This is a genomic window from Mesorhizobium sp. M1273 (assembly GCF_040318195.1).
Lineage (GTDB): Bacteria > Pseudomonadota > Alphaproteobacteria > Rhizobiales > Rhizobiaceae > Mesorhizobium.
Genome location: NZ_JAMYLV010000020.1, coordinates 63,464 through 84,453 on the forward strand (window position 1 = coordinate 63,464; position 20,990 = coordinate 84,453).

General features: G+C 60.0%; 14 protein-coding genes, 1 tRNA gene and 3 pseudogenes. 11 read left to right on the top strand and 7 right to left on the bottom strand.

The window, feature by feature from the left end; genetic code table 11:
- The first annotated feature begins 78 nt into the window (after nt 1-78).
- Nucleotides 79-465 (top strand): hypothetical protein, encoded by a 387-nt coding sequence (locus NKH30_RS20810; protein ID WP_352996889.1) that lies wholly within the window; start codon nt 79-81, stop codon nt 463-465.
- 115 nt (nt 466-580) lie between these two features.
- Nucleotides 581-970, top strand: coding sequence for a DUF427 domain-containing protein (locus NKH30_RS20815; protein WP_352996850.1), 390 nt, complete (start codon nt 581-583; stop codon nt 968-970).
- Here NKH30_RS20815 and NKH30_RS20820 read toward each other — a convergent pair whose 3' ends face one another.
- From NKH30_RS20820 to ppdK, 3 genes are all read right to left on the bottom strand, one after another.
- Nucleotides 971-1,708 (bottom strand): polysaccharide deacetylase family protein, encoded by a 738-nt coding sequence (locus NKH30_RS20820; RefSeq protein ID WP_352996852.1) that lies wholly within the window; start codon nt 1,706-1,708, stop codon nt 971-973.
- A 139-nt stretch (nt 1,709-1,847) separates the two neighbouring features.
- A complete protein-coding gene (locus NKH30_RS20825) occupies nt 1,848-2,951 on the bottom strand; it encodes a glycosyltransferase family 9 protein (RefSeq protein ID WP_352996854.1) in 1,104 nt (367 codons plus the stop codon).
- Nucleotides 2,952-3,086: 135 nt separating this feature from the next.
- The gene (gene ppdK / locus NKH30_RS20830; RefSeq protein WP_352996856.1) at nt 3,087-5,765 is read right to left on the bottom strand and encodes a pyruvate, phosphate dikinase; all 2,679 of its coding nucleotides are present in this window, start codon (nt 5,763-5,765) and stop codon (nt 3,087-3,089) included.
- A gap of 184 nt (nt 5,766-5,949) precedes the next feature.
- Here ppdK and NKH30_RS20835 point away from each other — a divergent pair, with 184 nt between their 5' ends.
- From NKH30_RS20835 to NKH30_RS20855, 5 genes and pseudogenes are all read left to right on the top strand, one after another.
- Nucleotides 5,950-6,297 (top strand): VOC family protein, encoded by a 348-nt coding sequence (locus tag NKH30_RS20835; RefSeq protein WP_352996858.1) that lies wholly within the window; start codon nt 5,950-5,952, stop codon nt 6,295-6,297.
- A 121-nt stretch (nt 6,298-6,418) separates the two neighbouring features.
- Nucleotides 6,419-6,493: transfer RNA gene (locus tag NKH30_RS20840), tRNA-Gln, on the top strand.
- Between the two features lie 886 nt (nt 6,494-7,379).
- Nucleotides 7,380-8,596 (top strand): annotated as a pseudogene (locus tag NKH30_RS20845) (IS5 family transposase).
- Between the two features lie 663 nt (nt 8,597-9,259).
- Nucleotides 9,260-10,594 carry a glycosyl hydrolase family 28-related protein gene (locus tag NKH30_RS20850; RefSeq protein WP_352996860.1) on the top strand — a complete coding sequence of 445 codons (1,335 nt, stop codon included), beginning with the start codon at nt 9,260-9,262 and terminating at the stop codon, nt 10,592-10,594.
- A gap of 538 nt (nt 10,595-11,132) precedes the next feature.
- Entirely contained in the window at nt 11,133-11,354 is a 222-nt protein-coding gene (locus NKH30_RS20855) for a hypothetical protein (protein WP_352996862.1), read from the top strand.
- Nucleotides 11,355-11,464: 110 nt separating this feature from the next.
- On the opposite strand, the gene NKH30_RS20860 is transcribed toward NKH30_RS20855, so the two are convergent.
- Nucleotides 11,465-12,007, bottom strand: a complete 543-nt coding sequence (locus NKH30_RS20860; protein WP_352996864.1) for a hypothetical protein — start codon at nt 12,005-12,007, stop codon at nt 11,465-11,467.
- A 1,075-nt stretch (nt 12,008-13,082) separates the two neighbouring features.
- Between NKH30_RS20860 and NKH30_RS20865 the strand changes: the two genes are divergently transcribed.
- A complete protein-coding gene (locus NKH30_RS20865) occupies nt 13,083-15,071 on the top strand; it encodes a calcium-binding protein (protein ID WP_352996866.1) in 1,989 nt (662 codons plus the stop codon).
- A 301-nt stretch (nt 15,072-15,372) separates the two neighbouring features.
- Nucleotides 15,373-16,335: a LysR family transcriptional regulator gene (locus tag NKH30_RS20870; protein WP_352996868.1), complete on the top strand. Its 963-nt coding sequence runs from the start codon at nt 15,373-15,375 to the stop codon at nt 16,333-16,335.
- On the opposite strand, the pseudogene NKH30_RS20875 reads toward NKH30_RS20870, so the two are convergent.
- Nucleotides 16,335-16,427: pseudogene (locus tag NKH30_RS20875) on the bottom strand (DUF2274 domain-containing protein); the annotation flags it as partial. The gene NKH30_RS20870 and the pseudogene NKH30_RS20875 sit on opposite strands and share 1 nt — an antisense overlap.
- The gene (locus NKH30_RS20880) at nt 16,420-17,100 is read right to left on the bottom strand and encodes a hypothetical protein (protein ID WP_352996870.1); all 681 of its coding nucleotides are present in this window, start codon (nt 17,098-17,100) and stop codon (nt 16,420-16,422) included. The pseudogene NKH30_RS20875 and the gene NKH30_RS20880, both read right to left, overlap by 8 nt.
- A 204-nt stretch (nt 17,101-17,304) precedes the next feature.
- Between NKH30_RS20880 and NKH30_RS20885 the strand changes: the two genes are divergently transcribed.
- On the top strand, nt 17,305-17,553 hold the full coding sequence (locus tag NKH30_RS20885; protein ID WP_254820110.1) for a helix-turn-helix domain-containing protein: 249 nt from the start codon (nt 17,305-17,307) through the stop codon (nt 17,551-17,553).
- Nucleotides 17,554-18,004: 451 nt separating this feature from the next.
- On the opposite strand, the pseudogene NKH30_RS20890 reads toward NKH30_RS20885, so the two are convergent.
- Nucleotides 18,005-18,692: pseudogene (locus NKH30_RS20890) on the bottom strand (IolE/MocC family protein).
- A gap of 685 nt (nt 18,693-19,377) precedes the next feature.
- Between NKH30_RS20890 and NKH30_RS20895 the strand changes: the two are divergent.
- The gene (locus NKH30_RS20895) at nt 19,378-20,565 is read left to right on the top strand and encodes a magnesium transporter (RefSeq protein ID WP_352818472.1); all 1,188 of its coding nucleotides are present in this window, start codon (nt 19,378-19,380) and stop codon (nt 20,563-20,565) included.
- The last annotated feature ends 425 nt before the right edge of the window (nt 20,566-20,990 follow it).

Genomic DNA, 20,990 nt, shown 5'->3' on the forward strand with positions numbered 1-20,990 from the left:
AATTCGCCACAATCCGGCCATGCTCGGCGTTAACGTTGATTAACGGCGGGGCGCGAGTGGCGAATGAAAGAGGTTCGCATGGACGCGCAGCTCGACGACAAAGCCTTGGAAAATACGCTTGCCGAAAGTCTGGCCGATCTGGTTGCGGCCGATGTGGCGCAGGCTGATCTGGTCCCTGACGCAAAAACCGTTTCCGAAGATGAATTCGTCGAGGTCGTCGGCGGCGCCCTCGAAGCTGTCGGCGGCACGCTCTTGTTCAAGATGTGCGTCGAGAACGAGGGCGAAGCCCAGCACGTCGCCGCCGCATCGGTCGGCGATGGCGGCAATCGCCAGTTCCTGCTGCTCACCTTGCCGACCAGCGGTGGTGCTTTGAAGGTCGAGACCACCGCGAAAAGCACCAATCCGGTGGCCGGCATTGCCGCCGCCTACGCCGGGCTGATGGACGCATTCCAGGCCGCCGCCTAATTCCAGGCGAGGTATCGGAAAGAAGCGCGAGCCCCCGGGCGACGCCCGCCTGGTGGCAGCTCTTGCGCAACGCGCTTGCCAGACACATCTTGGGGTAAAGGCAAGGAGATCCGATATGGACCAGATCGCAAATCCGGCACCGGGATTTCAACGCAATCCGGACAAGGTCATCACCGTCGAGCCTTATAAGGGCACCGTGACGGTGCGCGTCGGCGATACCGTTATCGCCTCATCCAGCAAGGTCAAGGTGCTGACCGAACCTCCCTATCCCCCTGTTTTCTACATTCCGTTCGGCGACATCGACTTCAAGCAGCTTGGTAAGACCGAGCTCTCGACCCACTGCCCCTACAAGGGCGATGCCAGCTATTGGAGCGTGCTGCCCGCCGGCGATGCAGGCAAGGATGCGATGTGGGGCTATGAGCGGCCGTTCGACGAGATGTCAGACATTCGCGATCACGGTGCGTTCTATCCAAACAAGGTGACGATCAAGGCTACGCCCGACTGATTAGTCGGTGGTGCCTTCATCGCCGATGCCGTCGGCATCGTCGAGCCGCACGAAGGTGAGGCCCTTGGCCTTCAGCGCCAGAAGTCCCTGCACCACGCCTTCGCCGGCCGCATGGGTCGGCTGGTTGATGTGAGCGATGATGACGTCGCCGTCCTTTGCCGCGGCAATGCGCCGGGCGGTCTCTTTTGCGCCGAGCAATGAGCCGCCATCGCCGTTGATTGAGAATCCGGCGATCTTGAAACCAAGCTTGCGTATCATCGCGATTGCCGACGGGCTGTATTCGGCGGTTGCGCCGCGAAACCATTTCGGCGCCGGTTCGCCGGTCACGGCAAGCGCGGCAGCACCCGATTCCACCTCGGCCAGCACCGCCTGCGGGCTGCCGGCGCTGCGAATGCCGTAGATCTTTTGCGGCGTGTCGACGGCCGGGACATGGCGGCCGCCATGGTTTTCCAATTCAAACAGTTCTGGATGCGCCCGCATGATCTCGACGGCGGCGGCGTTGTGCTTCAGCCAAATGCCGGTGACGAAAATGGTGGCAGGAATCTTGTTTTCCACCAGCGCCGAGAGAATCCTTGTGTCGGTCCTTCCGCCGCACGCATCGAGCGTCAGCGCGACGCGGCCGCCGTCCGCCTCGGCCTTGATGTGCAGCGTCGGTGCGACGAGCAACCGGGCGTTGCCAGGAGAGACAGCCCACAGCGATATCGCGATGGCGCAAAAATACTTTTGGAACAGGCGCATCGATTATTTCCAGGTCGGCCGGATCAAAGTTGAAGCGGCGACCCAAGACCGGCATCAAGGCGGAAATCGGGACGGTGCCCCTGCAAATGCGTCGGCAGCGGCAATTTGACCGCCGGCCTGACCTTTGGCAAGGGCGAGGTCACAATGCGTGCTCCACGTCCTTAACCTTCCGTGAAAGGATCGCGCGCACCGCGTCGACAACCGCTTTGACCTCAAGTCGCCAGACGCAGCAAGCCTTGCTCGGATCGGGTCGGCGGCACAGGTCCCTGGCTATGCACTCGCAAGGCATGGAGGGCCGCGGCGTAACACTGGCCACGCCGACAGGCCCCCAGACGGCCGGGTCGGTCAGGCCGAACAGGCCGACAACCGGCGTTCCGGCGGCGGCGGCCATGTGCATCGGACCACTCTCGTTCCCCAGAAACAGGCGTGCCTGGCCGAGGACCGCCAGCAGCGTTGCAAGCGACAGCGCCCCGACCACGTTGACGACCGGCGAAGCGGCCTTGGCGATGATGCGCTCGGCAGATGCCCACTCGTCGGGGCCTCCGACAAGCAGGAAGTCCAACCCGGTCTGCCGCGAGATCTCGTCGATGGCCAGCGCAAAACGTTCCGGCTGCCATTGCCGCCCCCGGAAACTCGCTCCTGCATGAACGGCTATGAAGGCGTTACGCCGGAGATGATGCCGGTCGAGAAGCGCCAATGCCCTGGCGGTCTCCAGCGGCAGCGGCTCAATCGTTGGGACCGGCGCACGCAACTCCAGGCCAAGCGCCTCAAGCGGCGAAAGATAGCGGTAGAGATAATGCTGGCCACCAAAGCCAAACGGCTTGGCCAGGACGTTGGCGGGCTGGCGTTCCAGCCAGCGCAACGGTTTTTCGGGAGGATCATATCCGACGCGGGTCTTGGCATTGACGAGCCTGACGATCATGCGTGAGGTTTTGGAATCGGCCAGGTCGATGGTCAGGTCAAACCGGAACCGGCGCAGAGCGCGCACCATCGCGTAAAGCTCGCGACCACGCTGCACAGGGGTGCCACGCATGCGTACGCGTCGGAACGCCACCACGTCCGAGGCGATGCCATGAGCCAACAGGAAACTGGCAAAGTTCGCCTCGCAAAGGAACACGATCCTGGCCTTTGGATATTGGAGGCGCAGGTTTCTGGCGAGCGCGGAAGCGAGGACAAGATCGCCGATGAATTTCGTCTGGAGGATGAGAATCGAGCGGACGTGCGTGGGCGGGTTCTGCAACATCTGTTTCTGGCACCGGGGCGGGTTCGGGGGCCGGAAACTGGGCAGAAACGATGTCGGGATTTGGAGCCGACAGACGCACGTTCGCGTGAATTCGGTTACAAATCAGTAAGGTCAGATGCCGGTGGACTCCAACTCCTATCCGCGGCCATTCTTTGCAGCCTGCACCGCCGCTTGCGCGGCGGCCAGCCTGGCGATCGGCACCCGGTATGGTGAGCACGAGACGTAGTCGAGGCCGACCTTTTCGCAGAAATGGATCGAGGCCGGGTCGCCGCCATGCTCGCCGCAAATACCGAGCTTGATGTCGGGCCGCGTCGCCCTGCCCTTTTCGGCGGCCATCCGCACCAGCTCGCCGACGCCCTCTATGTCGAGCGACACGAACGGGTCCTGCTCGATGATGCCTTTTTGCCGGTAGGTCTCGAGGAACGAGGCCGCGTCGTCGCGCGAGATACCGAACGTGGTCTGGGTCAAATCGTTGGTGCCGAAGGAGAAGAATTCGGCCGCCTCGGCGATGATTTGGGCGCGGATCGCGGCACGCGGCAGTTCGATCATCGTGCCGGTCAGATAGTCGATCCTGACACCGGTCTCCTCCATCACGCTTTTGGCGACCGCATCGATGCGTGCCTTGACGAAGTCGAGCTCCTTCACCAGCCCGACCAGCGGCACCATGATTTCGGGGACCACCAGCGCGCCGGCCTTCCTGCCGGCCTCGATGGCCGCCTCGAAAATGGCTCGTGCCTGCATCTCGGCGATTTCGGGATATGAGATGGCAAGCCGGCAGCCGCGGTGGCCGAGCATCGGATTAAACTCGTGCAACGCTTCGGTGCGTCGCCGGAGCTTGTCCGGCGACACATTCATGGCGGCGGCGACCTCGGCCACCTCCTCCTCGGTCTTGGGCAGGAATTCGTGCAGCGGTGGATCAAGCAGGCGGATCGTCACCGGCAGCCCGGCCATGATCTCGAACAGTTCGAGGAAATCCGAGCGCTGCATCGGCAACAGCTTGGCCAGCGCCGTTCGCCGATCCTTTTCGGTATCGGCCAGGATCATCTCGCGCATGGCAACGATGCGGTCGCCGTCGAAGAACATGTGCTCGGTGCGGCAAAGACCGATGCCTTCGGCGCCGAAGGACCGCGCCATGCGCGCATCCAGCGGCGTCTCGGCATTGGTGCGCACCTTCATGCGGCGCGCGCCGTCGGCCCATTCCATGATGGCGGCGAAATCGCCCGAGAGTTCCGGCTGCAGCATCGGTACCGCGCCTCTCAGCACCTGGCCATTGCCGCCGTCAATGGTGATGATATCGCCCTTGCGGAAGGTCGCGCCCATCGCCATCAGTGTGCCGGCTTTGTAGTCGACGCGCAGCGAGCCGGCGCCCGAAACGCAAGGCTTGCCCATGCCGCGCGCCACCACGGCAGCGTGGCTGGTCATGCCGCCGCGCGTCGTCAGGATGCCTTCGGCCGCATGCATGCCGTGGATGTCTTCGGGGCTGGTCTCGATGCGGACCAGGATCGCCTTGCGGCCTTGCGCCTTCGCCTCCTCGGCGTCATTGGAGGAAAAGACGATCTCGCCGGTGGCAGCACCCGGCGAAGCCGGCAGGCCGACGCCGATGATGTCGCGTGCCGCCTTCGGATCAATCGTCGGATGCAGCAACTGATCGAGCGAGGCCGGATCGATGCGAGCGACGGCCTCCTCCTTCGAAATCAATCCGTCCCTGGCCATGTCGACGGCAATCTTCAGCGCCGCCTTGGCGGTGCGCTTGCCGGACCTGGTCTGCAGCATCCACAATTTGCCGCGCTCGATGGTGAATTCGAGATCCTGCATGTCGCGGTAATGTTTTTCCAAACGGTCGGAGATGCTGACGAAAGCCTGGAAGGCGTCCGGCATCAGCTTCTGCAGCGACGGCTTGTCGGAGCCGGCGGCAATGCGCGCCGCCTCTGTGATGTTCTGCGGCGTGCGGATGCCGGCAACGACATCCTCGCCCTGCGCGTTGACCAGGAACTCGCCATATAACTGCTTTTCGCCTGTCGATGGATTGCGGGTGAAGGCGACGCCAGTGGCCGAGGTGTCGCCCATATTGCCGAAGACCATGGCCTGGACGTTGACCGCCGTGCCCCAGCTTTCGGGAATGTCGTGCAGGCGCCGGTAGGTGATGGCGCGGTTGTTCATCCAACTGGAAAACACCGCGCCGATAGCGCCCCAGAGCTGCTCGTGTGGATCCTGCGGAAACGGCTTGCCGAGCTCCTCCTCGACCTTGGCCTTGTAGAGCGCGATCACGCCTTGCCATTCGATGGCTGTCAGCTCGGTGTCGAGCTCATGGCCGAGCCCACCCTTCTGGTCTTCGAGGATTTCCTCGAAGACCTCATGGTCGAGGCCCATGACGACATCGGAATACATCTGGATGAAACGGCGGTAGCTGTCATAGGCGAACCGCGCATCGCCTGAATCGGCGGCAAGTGCCTCGACCGTCTCATCGTTGAGGCCGAGATTAAGCACGGTGTCCATCATGCCGGGCATGGAAGCGCGGGCACCGGAGCGCACCGACACCAAAAGCAGTTTCGATGGATCGCCGAAACGGCGCCCGGTCAGCCGACCGACGTGATCGAGGGCGACCGCCACATCCGCTTCCAGCGAGGCCGGATAGGCGTGGCCGTTGGCGTAATAAGCGTTGCAGACCTCGGTGGTGATGGTGAAGCCTGGCGGCACCGGCAGGCCCAGGCTGCACATTTCGGCAAGATTGGCGCCCTTGCCGCCGAGCAGATTGCGGTCGCCGGCACGGCCTTCCGCCGCTCCATCGCCAAAGGTGTAGACCCATTTGGTCATGCTTGCTCCCCGGTTGCAGGAGATTGGAAATACTGACAAATCGAGCGATATGATGCTGCAGTGCGAAAGGCAAGGCATCGACCAAGCCGGCCGGCCTCTACAATCGATTAATGAAAAGCGGCGCCGAAAAGACTTGCTTTTTGGAAAGCTTTGTTTGAACATAACGTGAACAAAAGGCTGAACGATGAGAATGACCGGAAAGCTCGATTATCTGGAAATGCCGGCGACAGGCGGAACGCTGGGCAGGGTGAAGGCTTTCTACAGCGCGGTCTTCTCGTGGTCGTTCACCGATTACGGGCCGACCTATTCAGCCTTTGCCGAAGGGCTGGACGGCGGTTTTCAGGGGGATGGCCAAGATGCGCCGGTCAAGCCGCTGCCCGTGCTCTATTCCGAAAGGCTGGAGGAAACATTGACCGCCGTCGAGAATGCCGGCGGCACCATCGTCAAGCCGATCTTTTCATTCCCCGGCGGCCCCATGCGGTTCCATTTCGTCGATCCGGCCGGCAATGAAATGGCGGTGTGGGGTGAATAGGTCCGATCAAAGTGACGATTGCAAAACTGGTGAATCGGTCGCGCATAGTCATATGTCGGCATTGAGCTTTCTCCCGGCTCGTCATATAAGGCCGCTCGCACAGCGGGCACGCTCCGGCTGTTGGGGCGTCGCCAAGTGGTAAGGCATCGGTTTTTGGTACCGACATTCCCAGGTTCGAATCCTGGCGCCCCAGCCAATTTTACATTGTCCAACCCGGAGACATAGGACGGCAGTCCGCCTGTGGCGGAAGAAACAGCGGAGCCCTATGATAGCCGTAGAGGGAGCGCCCGTCCGGTCTTTGGTGGGCTCGACCCCGTTAGCTAACGTGGCCCATGGGCTCCTGCGGATTTGAAAGTGGTGACGCCACCTGTGGCGATCCGGATTAGGAAATTGATATTTTCGCGCAGCCCAGCCCTCCAGCCTTGCTAAGGAGGAGTATGCCATGACGCGCAAGACGCAGCCCCGCCGGAAAAGAAATCTCACCCCGGTCCATCCCAATGCAGCTGCCATCGACATCGGAGCACCATACATCTGGCCGCGGTCTCGCCCCGGTGCGATCCCGAGCGGGTACGGACATTCGGAACCTTCACGGCCAATCTGCATCGCCTCGCCGCATGGCTTGAGCAGTGCGGAGTCAAGACAGTGGCGTATGTCTTCGCTCTGGCGCAAGCGTTGGAGCTATACGAGATATACCAAGTCAAGGTGGCCGGGTGCGATGAGCGGATCGCAGTGGTTTCGGAACGCATGAAGGACGCCTATACGGCGCCGCCAGCGGCGCTACCGCCTACCGGCTATAAGCGGCCACAGGCCTGTGAGGCGGGGGTTCCAATGCGCGAGGCCCTGCATGCGATCCTTGGCGTCGATCTTACACAAGTCCATGGGATCGGGCAGTACCTGGCGCTCAAGCTGGTCAGCGAGTGCGGCACGGAGCTCCCAGCTTGGCCGACCTCCAAGCACTTTACCGTGAGCCTAGCGCCGCACAACAAGATCTCTGGGGCAAGGTGCTGGCACATTGCGATCCCGTCGGGTGGGGCATCCGCTCCATCACTCGGTTCGGCGGCGGCGAACCGAGGGGACGGCGAATGTCCAGGCTACGCGAGAAGCGCGAGACGGGAAAACAGGATCTGTTCCGCTCCAGGCTCGATCAGATCGTCAACAAGAAGCACGAGTTGGTGCGGCTGGCGCAGGCGATCGACTGGCCGATGCTGGAGGAGCGTTTCGGCGCGGTCTATTCGGACGGCCCCGGCATGCCGCCCCTGCCGACCCGGCTGATGGCGGGGCTGGCCATCTTAAAGCACACTTTCAACCTGTCGGACGAGGTGCTGTGCGAGCGCTGGGTGGAGACCCCCACTTCCAGTATCTTTGCGGCGAGGAATTCTTCGGCCACGCGCTGCCGTTCGATCGCTCGTCGATGACGCGCTGGCGCAGCCCGCATGGGCGAGGAGCGGATCGTGGCGCTCGTGCAAGAAAGCCTCAGCATCGCGGTCAAGGCCGGGGCGATCAAGCCGTCCGACACGCGCCAGGTGATCGTCGACACCACCGTGCAGCCGAAGAACGTGATGTTCCCGACCGACGCCAAGCTCATCCACCGGGCGAGTGAGCGAATGGTGCGGCTGGCCAGGAAGACTGGGCTCAATTTGCGCCAGACCTATGTGGGGTCGGCAAGCTGGCGCTGATCAAGCACCAGCGCTATGCCCACGCCAAGCAGTTCAAGCGGGCCAACAAGGCCCTGCGCAGGCTCAAGACCTTCTCGGCCGAACCATCTCCCGCCAGGTCGCCGGCGATGCGGAACTGGACGCGCTTTTCAAACGGCCGCTCTATCAGGCCGCCACCGTTCTCGTGCAGCGTCAGCGCCAGCGCGGCGCAAGTTCTACAGCCTGCACGCGCACGAGGTGGAATGCATCGGTAAGGCAAGGCGCATATGCCCTACGAGTTCGGAGTGAAGGTGTCGGTGGCCACCACGCTGAAGCGCTCCAAGGGTGGCCAGTTCGCTCTGCATGCAAAAGCACCCGGCCACAACGCACCGCAAAGCCACAAGTTCAGGGTCTTCACGAGCAGCCAGAAACGCCGCGTCACTCCGGCCATCAAACGCCGGTCGGCGGTCGAGCCAGTGATCGGCCACATCAAGGCCGAGCACCGAATGTGCCGCAACTGCCTCGCCGGCCAGCAGGGCGACGCCGTCAACACCATCCTGGCCGCCGCCGGCTACAACTTCTCCCTCCTGCTCAGGTGGCTGAAGGGTTTTTTGTCGCTCCTGATCGCTCAGCTTCAACTCCGGCCCAAGCCGGTCGCCGCCTAGAGCTCGGGTTGTTCAAGGTCGACCATCTACAACGCCCTTCTCCATCGCATGGACTACGCTGACCCAGGAGCCTCTTATTACGAAGAACGCTACCGGCAGCGGGTTCTCAGCAACGTCCGGCTTCGTGCCAAATCGCTTGAATATGCCCTGCAGAGGATGGAGCCCACCCCGCTGCGGCTGTTTCTGAGGAAGACATAGGTGACAACTTGGTGCCGAACGGGTTGTCGATGGTCTACAAGGTCCTCTGGGCAGCAAACCCCGGTGAGCCCCACACCTTCACCCTCCAGCGCGTTCACAATTCCTGACGAAGCAGCGCTGGCCGCGGCGCCAGAGGCCCGTTACCCCATCTAGTGCGGCTGCAGTTTGCCGAAGACGCGGGCCACCTTCCCCAGGGATGATCCACTTCGTACCCGTTGAGGCTGAGGAACCCGGCGGCTCGATCGCTCATCGCAAAGTGAATTGCTGCAAATCCGTTTAGAAGCCAGGATCCTGGCGAGCGGCTTTGAGAAGTGATCCTATACGCCGCTCGCAGGTGAAGCCGCGAATCCACGTTAAAGAAGGGGCTGTCGTTCACGCAAACCCATCTCCTGCCTCCTGGGCGGCAGAAGTCGAGTGATGTCCTGCCGGGCTCTCTCTACCGGCAAGTGATTGGGCAGACATTAGATGAAAAATGAAACCAAAGTGCTGGAACACGAGGTGACAAGAATGGCCGCAGCCACACAATCCGTGACAACACAACTTGCCGCTTCACCAAACGCTCTCGGAATCATCAGCGTCAGGGACGACAAATTTGGTGCGGCAGGCGACGGTGTTACCGATGACACCGCGGCCATCCAGGCCGCGTTGAACAGCGGAATGGCTGTCTTCTTCCCAGCCGGAAATTACCTGATCTCGGCAGCCCTACGCCCCCCGTCTGGTGTTCATCTCTCCGGTGAAGGCTACGACAGCAAGATTTTCTGCGCGAGGACTGGCTGGTTGCTGGACGTCACGGCAAATTTCGGCCTGATCACTGTATACAAAGTCCATCATGTTTCGATCAGGAATCTTCGGCTAGTTGGAACGATAGACGCGGATCAAACTCATACGCCGAAGCTGATTTACTTGGAGGACGCCGAAGACATTTCCATCACTGAGAACTGGATCGAGAATACCGCCTTCGAAGGTATTTGGCAGGGTGGCGACGTCACCAAGACAAAGCGGCTGATCGTCAGAAACAACCGGGTCAAAAATGTTGGCCATCCTGCCGCTGCATACGTTGGACTCCCTGCAATCCAGGTCAATGCTACGGAGGCCCTTATCGAGGGCAACTTTCTGACCGATGTGGGAACGGGTATTGGCGCATCCGGAGATCGCATTACGGTCGCCTACAACCGGATCAACGGGATCACGGTGTGCGGCATCGGTACCGGCGACGGTGGTGCCCAGCACGGCATTGTGATCGTCGGCAACACGATCGAATTTTGTGCGCGCCCAAGCATCCCCCGAGTTGGCATTTTGCTCGGGGGAGGATCCGGTGATTCGGATGCAATTAACGTAGCAAGCAATACAGTTTCGATCAGTGCGGCTCCGGGCGACGCAAACCCAATCGGGATTCGCGGAACGAGTGCGAGCATGTACGCACTTTGCGGAAACGTCGTCGAAATTGCGGGGTTCGGTAATGGGCTTCAACTAGGGGGCATTGCCGATGGCGTCATTGCGATCCTTACGGGCAATGTCGTGAGAGTAAAATCGGAGCAGCAAATTTCGTACGGCATCAGCGCGATCGCCGGTGGGGTCGAGTGTTCTCTGCGTTTAATTTCAGCCGCCAACCGAGTGTTGGGGACCACACGTGCTGTCGGGTCGTTCGCATATGATTATAGGGCTGCTGGTGGCGGAAAGTTGGACCTGAGCATTGACGCAGATTGGACCGAGGAAGGTTTGGTCCGCGTTGATAAGACATATTTTGCCAACGGCGAATACGACAATGTGCCCATTCGATGGCCACGAACACGCGATTGAAATCGCCGAAAAAGGGCGCCAAACCTGACAACAGGAGCCTAAGCGAACTGCTCGCAGGCAGTCCCTCTCCGATTGTTAGATCTGCGAACGACTCATGTTGATGTTGTCGTCGACCTCTACCGGCCCAGGCGCGTGCGTAAACGTTGCCATGGCTAGTGGTGTTCTGGCTCCTTGGTGTCTCGCCGCGTTCGAAGCTCGGCGATTTCTTCGTTGCACCATTGCACTTGACAATGCGGCTTTCGAGATTGGCCACACGGCTCGGCACATAGCGGATCGGAAAAACCAGTTCAGCACAGAGCGCTTCGAGCGCGCGGTAGTGATATGGATCCGATCGGCGAACTCCCATACGGGCCGGCGGCAAATGGAAGGCCGCATCAGAGGCCGGACAGATGTCAGCACCCGACTACGCGCCGCTATACTGCCTTTCGAAGATTCTTCTTACGCACACGGGGCGTCCACAGATGACGTTGCGATCACCGATTCCCGTGGAAGGGGAAGTGCCATGACCAATCGAGACGTTAGACTGAGCAGAGGCGAGTTGAAAGCGTTGCTGTTGTCGGATGAGGACGGCTTTCGCCAGGCATTGCAGAGTGTCGTGCAGGAGGTTCTTGAAGCCGAGATGACGGAGGCGATCGGGGCCGAGAAGGCGAGCGGACGGCGGAGCGGACGAGTTACCGCCACGTTGAATTCGTCGCCTCCGAGCGAAGGTCCGGTTCTGATCCTGCAGGACACGACCGAATTTATCTACAGCCGCGCGTAGCCGGGCAAAATCGGCTTCACCAGAACCATCAACCCGGGCGCTCAAGGCCGGGCAGCCCAACGTGCTGACCTTGTGCGGGATGCTGATGCATTCGAGCCAGGCCGTCACCCTCACCCGGACACCCCTCGGTCTGACGCGGCGAAGTTCTGGACACGAACGAAGTTCAAGGGAACGCTCGCGCTCAAGCGGCACATCAATCCCATGCGCGTGCCAATCGAGACAAGGAGCGCTACCGCTGGCTGGAGAACCTGCGCTAGTCCATCGCGCTCGTTGGCGCGCCCGACCGCTGCTTGCATGTGGGTGACCGGGAGAGCGACACCTACGAGCTCTAGTGCACCGCGCAGGACCTTGGTGCCAGCTTCCTCGTGCGCGTGCAGACGAACAGGCTGGCGGAGCGGACTGCCGACGCCGCCCCACGCGATCCCGCTCATCGCGTCTTTGCCCAACTTGCGACGGCGCCTTGGGCGGAACGTCATCGCATCACGGTTGATCAAGACGAGACGACCTGGCTGCGGGTGAAGTTCGCCGCCATCAACACCTTGCCGCCGGTGGGCAAGCAGAAGCGCAAAAGTCCGCAAGTTCCGCCTCGAAGAGAATCCGTCACCCGATGGCGAGCCGTTCAACTGAATGCTGGCGACCAACTTGCTGGTCAAAGATCTCTCCGTAGCGGTCGAGAAGCTCGGCTGGTACGCTCTGCGCAGGAAGGCGGAGGTGTTGCACAAGTTGAATGAAGTCCGGCTGCCGTGCCGAGTAGGCGAGACTCGAGACCGCCTAGAAAGCTGGGGAAGTTCCTCGCCCTCATCGCGGTGGTCAGCTGGCGCACGTTCTTCGTCAATATGTCGGCGCGCGCCAAGCCAGACGCCGCGCCCGAAGTGTTTCACCTTTGCCGAGATCACTGTGCTCGACCGGATCGACGCGTCCCGAACGCGACCGCGCCTTCAGCGGCTCACATGCGAAAATCGCTCAGATCTCATTCCAGATCGGCCGCGGGCGGATCGGGCATCAGGATGGCGGCCCAGCACTCCGGTATGCTGGTTGCACCCCACCTCAGACACAAACCTCGCTCTAGACAGTCGTACCGAGCAGGCAGATAAGCCAAACTCGACATTTTCCGAGGTCGGCAGTCTCAGTTGCCGGGTGACATCGGGTTGTGAGCGAGCACCTGCAGTATCTGTCCACAACAAATTAGTGTCGCCGGCAGAGTGCGTGGTCCGGCCAGCATCTTAGCTTAACGTTGGCTCAATTGGCCGGCAGGCAAAATACATATTTTTGAGAAAGGCCGTTTCTCTGCCGTGGCTTGGCGTACGAAGTTCCAGTTTTAAACTTTTGTAATAAAGATATCAAATCGTTTGTATCTCTTATTCATATCTTCAATATTGAAATACATTTTCTTTCAGTGTGAATTTGCTATGTTACAAATTTTAATATTTATCAAGTTTTTCCAATCAGAATATACCTTAATTGTTGTCATACATTTCCTAGCAACAAATGGGAATGCCATAGAGATACCAATAAACATCGAAAACGACCTGAGCCTCCCCGCAATTGAATTTTGCTTTTATCGAACAAGGCAACTATCCGTAGGTATATTTTTCGCGGTAATGTGACAATCGTGCCGCCGATCAACCATTCTATCAGGGCGTGCAGGTATGTGATTTGGCGCTAATATACACCCTCTAGTAGGCAGACATCCGCGGGGCGCTATCGAATCAAAATGAGGGATTATGGATGGCAACTCTGCACTATGCATCGGGTGGTTCTGCCACCGAAATCGCAACCGCCGGCTTCAATCTGGCTGACGTTCAGTATGTTTCGCTGGTCGACGCATTGCCGGACGGCATGAAGGGTCTGGTGTACCTCAACGAGCACGAGGGCGTAACTTCATCCTTCATCGAGAAAATGACCCCCTTCCTCGGCAATCCGAATGTGTTTGGGTTCTATCTGGTTGACGAGCCCGATCCCACGGGCAGGTGGGGCACCTATGCAACCGCCGAGAACCTGAAGGCGGAATCCGACTGGATCCATGAGCATTTTCCAGGCGCCAAGACCTTCGTCACCATGATGAATATGGGATCCCCTACCAATCCGGATTTTACCAACACCTACAATCCGGCCAACACGCATATCGACTATTTTGGAATAGACCCCTATCCGGTGCGCACGGGAACGGACACGGTCGACTACGACATGATCGACCGAGCCGTGGCTGCAGCGGTGAAGTCGGGCATCCCGATCAGCAACATCGTTCCGGTCTATCAGGCCTTCGGCGGCGGCAACTGGGAGACTTCCGACGGCGGCAGACAGGTCATGCCCACCGCCGAACAGATGCAAATCATGATCGATCATTGGGCCAAGCTGGTTCCGTCACCTGCCTTCGACTACACCTACAAATGGGGAACGCAGAACGGCGACACCGCATTAGAGAGCTCTCCGGAACTACAAGCCGTTTTCCGGGAGCACAACCTCGCAACGACTGGGACCGAACCGCCTCCCGTCGACACAAGCGACACCTTGTATGGCACCAGCGGCGACGATGTGTTTCACGGCGCCGGCGGCCACACGATGATCGGCTATGGCGGCAATGACACCTATTATGTCGATGACATCCGCGACAAGGAGATCGAGGCCGCGGGCGGCGGTACCGACAAAGCATTCGCCTCCGTAAGTCATGCGCTTGCGGCCGGCTCCGAGATCGAGTTTCTCACTACCAGCAACCCGTCCGGCACGACGGCAATCAACCTCACCGGCAACGAGTTCGCCCAGACCATCGTGGGCAATGCCGGTGCCAATGTCATCAATGGTGGCGGCGGTGGCGATATCATCAATGGCGGTGGCGGTGCCGACACCATGGCCGGTCAAGGCGGCAACGATACCTTTTATATCGATAACGCTGGGGATAGGGTAGTTGAGGGGGCGGGTGGTGGGACTGACAAGGTGCTTACTTCGGTGAGCCACGCGCTTTCAGCCGGCTCGGAGCTCGAGTTTCTCGCCACCAGCAACCCGTCAGGCACGACGGCAATCAACCTCACCGGCAACGAGTTCGCTCAGACCATCGTGGGCAATGCCGGCGCCAACGTCATCAATGGCGGCGGCGGTGGCGATATCATCAATGGCGGCGGCGGTGCCGACACGATGGCCGGCCAAGGCGGCAACGACACCTTCTACGTCGATAATACCGGCGACAGAGTTTACGAGGCGGTGGGCGGCGGCACCGACCGGGTCTTCACTTCGGTGAGCCACGCCCTGTTGGCCGGCTCGCAGATCGAGCTCCTCGCCACCACCAATCCGTCCGGTACGTCTGCAATCAACCTGACCGGCAACGCCTTTGCCCAGACCGTCCAAGGCAATGCCGGCGCCAATGTCATCAATGGTGGCGGCGGTGCTGACATCTTGACCGGTAACGGAGGCAATGATGCATTCGTGTTCAACAGCGCCCTTGGAGCCGGCAATATCGACAAGGTCACCGACTTCAACAAGCTCCAGGACAAGATCCAGCTCGACGACGCCATTTTTGCCGGGCTTAAGTTGGGCGGCCTTTCATCCGATGCTTTCTTTGCTGGCACGGCTGCGCATGATAGCTCCGACCATATAATCTACAACAGTTCAACCGGAGCGCTCTCTTTCGACAGCGACGGCATCGGCGGCGCAGCTCAAATACAGTTCGCCACTCTCTCTCCAGGTCTGTCGCTTACGGCAGGTTCGTTCCTTGTGATCTGAACGACCCGGAACGGCGGACCTTCAATTCGAGACGGTCCGCCGCTCCGTCTTTGTTCAAGCACCGGATTTCCAAGCGAAGTAATCAGTCCGGGTGGCGCTCTTATCCTGGAGCTAGCGCGACGTACCCGTCATAAGGTTCGCCCGAAAAAATGGAATGGTATCGTCCTTGTCCCCATGATCCTTCGTAAAAGACGCTGGGATGGTTTCACTCAATGTCAATACTGAGATCTGGGGATAGCTCGCCAGCACCAAAAGCGCTGAAATGTCTGCAATTTGTCGCTGCCCTTGACGTTGAGCCGAGATGCGGAGCTCTATTCAACTCGCGAGCCTCAATTATGCACTTGTTGTCGCCGAGGAGGGCAGCTTTCTGCGCGCGGCGCGGCGCGCCGGGATCGATCACACTGCGCTCAGCCGGCGCATACGCGATCTCGAATACGCGATGGGAACGAGGATATTTCATCGCCATGCCCGCGGCGTTGGCCCAACCCCGGCCGGCGAGCGTTTCCTCGATCGTCTGCGCTCCGTGCTGCTCGAACTGGACAATACTCTGACGCTGGCCAGGACGGGCATCAAGGATGAACAACAAAGGCTTTCCATCGGCTCCCACGGACTCATCCTCGCCGGGCGAGCGCTGGATGCAATCATTGAGTTCGGGAAATGTCATCCAAATGTGACCGTCAGCTTGATAGAGGGGTCCCAACCCAAGCCCAGGGCTCTGGGCGGCATCGAGGTCGACGTCACCGTGACCTCCTCCTCGCGATCCAATGGCGGCGCATTCGAACTGAAGTTGTGGAAGGATACTCTGGCCGTCGTTGTTGCTTCAAGTCATTCTCTCGCATGCCGTCCCGTGATCGAGTGGTCGGAGCTGGACCAGGAGACGTTGCTAGTTTGTAGGGGCGAAGCATTTCTGCTTGCCGATGCTGTTGGAAATGGCGTGCAGCTTCCCGCGATCGTCGAACATCACGTCAGTGCCGGCATCCTTATGCGCTTTGTCGGAAACGGCCTTGGAGTCGCTCTGATCCACGATGGGGAAGCCAACAGGGTTCCGGAAGGTGTCGTTTGCCGTAAGCTTCGGATCAGGGGCAAGCCAATCCAGATCTCCAGCTTCGCCCGTTGGCACCCAGACAACGCCAATCCTGCCCTGCCGGTCTTCATCGCGTTCCTGCGCGATCGGTATTGGTCCCGCCAGCCGTCAGACCGGACTACCCGCTTTGCCGGATCGGCGACTATCTGTCCGGTCACACGGCCGAGCAATTCGCCATAGGCGACGAGACCGCGATGAACGGCGCCGAGCAGTTCGACCGTGATCTTGACCGACCGGTTATCGGGAATGGCGGAGAGTTTCAGCTCAGTCATGCCGCACACTTCGACGCCGCACCCGGTCAGCACCGTGGGACTCGGTGATGCGCACCAGATCACTGAGCGCAGAGCGGATTTGCGGCCATGGAAATTCGGAGCATTCCTCCCATGCCTCGCCTTCGCGCAATACGGCATCGAGTTTGCCTGCCACACCGGCGAGACTCGTAGCAGATGTGGTTGAGAACGCTTCCAGAAGATGCTCCGTCCGCTCGGCAGCATCGCGTTCGGCTCTGAGCGTAGCAATGTAGCCGGTCTTCTCCGCAGCCGCATCCCAGCGTGCCTGATGCGCCGCGAAATCAGCTTCGGCCTTATCGCGGAGCGCCGCCAGATCCGGCGCTTTGCCGAGCACTTCATTGAGCATCTCGATCGAATGGACCGTCACCTGCTCACGTTCCGCCAGGCGGACGGTCACACAGGGAAAGCCGACGCTCTCGACAAGCCTTGTCTCCAGGCGCTGCTGCCTGCGGCAAAGCCGCTCGGCCTGTTTGTGGACTCTCTCCCATTCCCGCCAAAGCGCCAGTGCAGGATCAGAACGCCGTTTGGTCCTTCCGGCGTCGCCTGCGGACGCGTTGCCTTCAAGCGTCCACGCGGTAGTAGCCACTACTGTTCCCGCGAGCACGCGCCTGCGGGTGACGAATGGCAGACTCGTGATATTGTCGGAATCAGTCATGATCCGAGCTCCTCAGAAGCTTAGGTTGTGGTCAGGCCGGGTAAGGTGTTGCACCACCTTATTCGGCCGTTTTCACACGGGCTCGTCCTGCCCCGGTCGAGTATTGTCTGGGGCTTAGCGAGTGGAGTGTCCACTCTACGGTCTTAAACGAAACCGCCGGCATCGTCAAGACTTTTGGCATCAAATGATGCGTTAGGTATAATAATGATAACGAGTGAGCAGCTGCGGGCCGCCCGCGCACTTTTGCAATGGGATCAAAAAGCCCTCGCCGCGAAGTCAAAAGTTTCCGTCGCGACCATTAAGCGGCTTGAGCCAATCGCTGGCATGTTGAAGGCCAACCAGGTGACGATCGAAGCACTGAAACGTGCGTTGGAGGCCGGTGGCGTCGAATTCATTCCCGAAAATGGCGGCGGGCCTGGCGTTCGGCTGGCACGCCCTCTGGAAAGCAAATGACTTGCACCAAACGGACGGCAAAGGCTTCGTTCATCCATGTCCGGCCTAGTGTCTTCGACAGTGGTTGCTGTTTGTCCACCTACAGAGCCACTTACGATTGTAATTGTTGCAGATCGAGTGGGCTCACTCGAAATGCGGGAGCATCCTGCGACCTCGAAGCCGGATTGGCGCGCGGGCACGCGAATTGCATAGGGCAGAAATCAGCCGACGGCCCGGCTGGCCAACGGGTACGTGACTGGCACGTTTCCGGCCCGTGCCCGCGCTCGACCGCCACGGACCGGCCAACTGGCCGGCGTATCGCAGACCGGCACGCGCACTCTTCTTACAATCTCATCGAAAACAGGATCGACAAAACTCGTCACGGTCGATCTTCCAATGCGGACGACTCGCTGCCAACGAGTTCGGCAGCTAACCGACGTTGGCAGCACCAACGCGGCGGATTTCCCGACCCTTATTCCGCCACTCCGCTCTCAGCGCGATGGTTGAGGACGATAAGGTTTTTTGCCTGCGCCAGGCCGCCGGGCTGCTCATTGCGGTAAGGGGGTCCGATTCTCATGATGAGAACGTCTCCGGCAAGAAAAACCAGCTCGCTGAAGATGTCATCCCACTCGATATCGCCCCAACCGAGGAGTAAGTGCAGGTCACCCGGACCTAGCGCTGCATTCTCGATGGAGACCCTGTGGGCGCCCGAAGGAACCATGGACATGCAGGTGGCCCGTCACCGGCGCCATGGCCCGCAGCTGCTCACGGAAGTTCAGGCCGCGATGGGTCGATTCACTGTAAGCGTGACTGAAATCGATGAGCGCCACCAGGTTCAGATGGCTAACCGCATTTGCCGTCTGCGCAACGCCAGGGCCTTGGCAGCATCAATCTGGTAACGGTAGACCGCCGGGTCCGTGAGGTTCGATGAGACGACGCGGTGAACTGTATATAGCGGAAATCGAACTTCCTCGTCAGCGCGATAAGCCTCTCGGCTCTCTCGGGGACGACGCGACCACCGACCATCAGGTCGAGGGTCGTCAGTTCCAGTCCGACGGCTTCGACGCACATATCGGCAAAGCTGCGAAAGTCCGCCTCAAGGCTCTCCATCTGCCATCGAAAGAGACTGAGGTAAAACCTGCGGCGATAATCTTGCTCATAAGCATCCCCAATGACGGGCGGCCAGGAATGCCAGGCCGGTCCGGATCGTTGTCAGGTGAGATGGCAATTACAGAACCGATGCCATTCTCGAAACGAGCTTCGTTCACCCAGGTGCGATCGAGCGGTCTACGCTATTGCCAGTGGGCCTACATTAACTCGGATCGGACCGCGACGAGCTCGAGTCTCACAAAGCAGACTGCCTGCCCCCGAACCTGGAAGCTCTCAAGAGCACCTCTCGTTCAGACAGATTTGATACTGAGAACCCCTTCTCAAGCTAAACTATTACAGGTTTACGCAAATCACCTTGTCATCGTGGCGAATTCATCAGCCTCCAGAGCTGGAGGAACTGGCAAGATGCGCGGCATGAGGCAAATCAATTCGACCGCCGGAGGCCCTGCCGCTGCAGAGTTTCCGGGTTTGCGTTTCATTGCTGCGGCGTGCTCGCAGATCTCAGGAAAAGACCGGTGAAGTTCGCAACACGTTGAATTCTCGGCGACACGCAAAGGTTACAGCTCGCCTTTATGTACGCCGCAACGGCTCAGATCTGTCTGGGTTCGGTCCACTCGGCGCCCGAGAGGCGAAGATTTCGGGATCGAGGCGCTTGAGCCACTGCGCGCCAGACAGAGCGATCCGATCCGTGTCATACTGTCAGGCAAGACACTAGCAATTTGGGGGCCGCAGCAAATGAAAGAAGAGAACGACGTTCAGAAGTTGGTGCGCACGTTGCGTGCTCGAGCACCTGATGACGCAGCTGAATTGCTGGCCCGAGAATCTCCCGAGTTCATCCGCGACACACTAAAGCTGTTGCCGGACGGGCACGCCCGTAAGGTGGCCGAGCATTTGCCACCGCATATGCGGCCCATCAGGTCTCATGGCGGTGGCAAGGATTTCGCGGTCCCCGACTCGCTCGTCGAGCTAATGGACCCGATTCCGGCCAGCGTTCCTGTCGCGACGACGGTTGCTGCCGCGGTGGAAGCTGTCAGACGCGCCCAGGTGCCGACCGAGCTCACTTATCTCTACGTCACGGACGAGGGCAATAAACTAGTTGGCCTGGTGGTCCTGCGCGATCTGATGCTGAGCGAAGCGGACGCGACGGTGGATCAGATCATGCTGCCCAGGCCGTTCGCTCTTAATGTCGGTCTGTCTTTGAGCGACGCCTGCAAGGCAGCAGTACGCCGTCAGTACCCTGTCTATCCCGTGGTGGACGCGGAGAACCGGCTGCTCGGGCAGGTTCGCGGCTGGCGCTTGTTCGAGCAGCAAATCATCGAGATTTCCGCCCAGTCTGGCCAGATGGTGGGTGTCCAGAAGGAAGAGCGTTCTTTTACGCCGCTGTTTTCAGCCTTCTTGAAGCGTCATCCGTGGCTGCAGCTGAACCTGCTGACGGCCTTCATGGCCGCTTTCGTGGTCAGTTCATTCACAGGCACGATCGAGAAGATCGTCGCCCTGGCGGCGTTCCTCCCGGTCTTGGCCGGGCAGAGCGGAAACACCGGCTGCCAGGCACTCGCTATGACGCTGCGTGGCCTTGCCCTGGGGGATGTGGACAAACGACCGAAGCTGCACCTGGTGATGAGGGAGGGCGCGCTCGGGATCGCCAACGGCGTGCTCGTCGGTCTTGTGGCGGCTGCAGCGATGTGGTTCTACGCCTCGCGGCAACCGGAGTCGGCGGCCCAGGCGCCAATGCTGGCACTTGTGATCCTGCTCGCCATGTCCGGATCGTGCCTCATGTCCGGAATCTCCGGCGTGCTGATCCCGCTGGGCCTGCGCCGGGTCGGCGCCGATCCGGCGGTCGCCTCGGCGATCTTCCTCACCACCGTGACCGATATTGTAGGCATGGGCCTGATGCTGGGGCTGGCCACCATGCTTGTGCTGTAGCAAGACGCGTCCGGTGACGCGTCCCTGGGAGTCGGGGCGATAAGCTGACCTCGTCGCGTTCAACAAAATAGCAACAGCCAGGCCGCATCGCGCACGTGTCGTGAGAAGCACCTGCTCTCCGACCCCTTGCGCAACGCGACGGAAGACCTTTGGATGAGCCGTGGGTGACCTTGAAGCCTCATTCGGTGACCAGATACGCGCAGAATCGCGCAAACAATATTAATCTTGTCGGCTGCGCGATCCGCCACTGATGATGATTCGAGTTAGTTGCCACTGGTGCCGAATACTTCAATTATGTACAGCAACGCTGAGAAGATGTTTTGACAACCAGCGCAGCCGAAACACGAATAAACCGATAGTTTGTTGCGCCGCTGCAACAGCTGCTGAGACTCGCATGGTCTGGTGACAGTTCAGTCGCCTTTTTC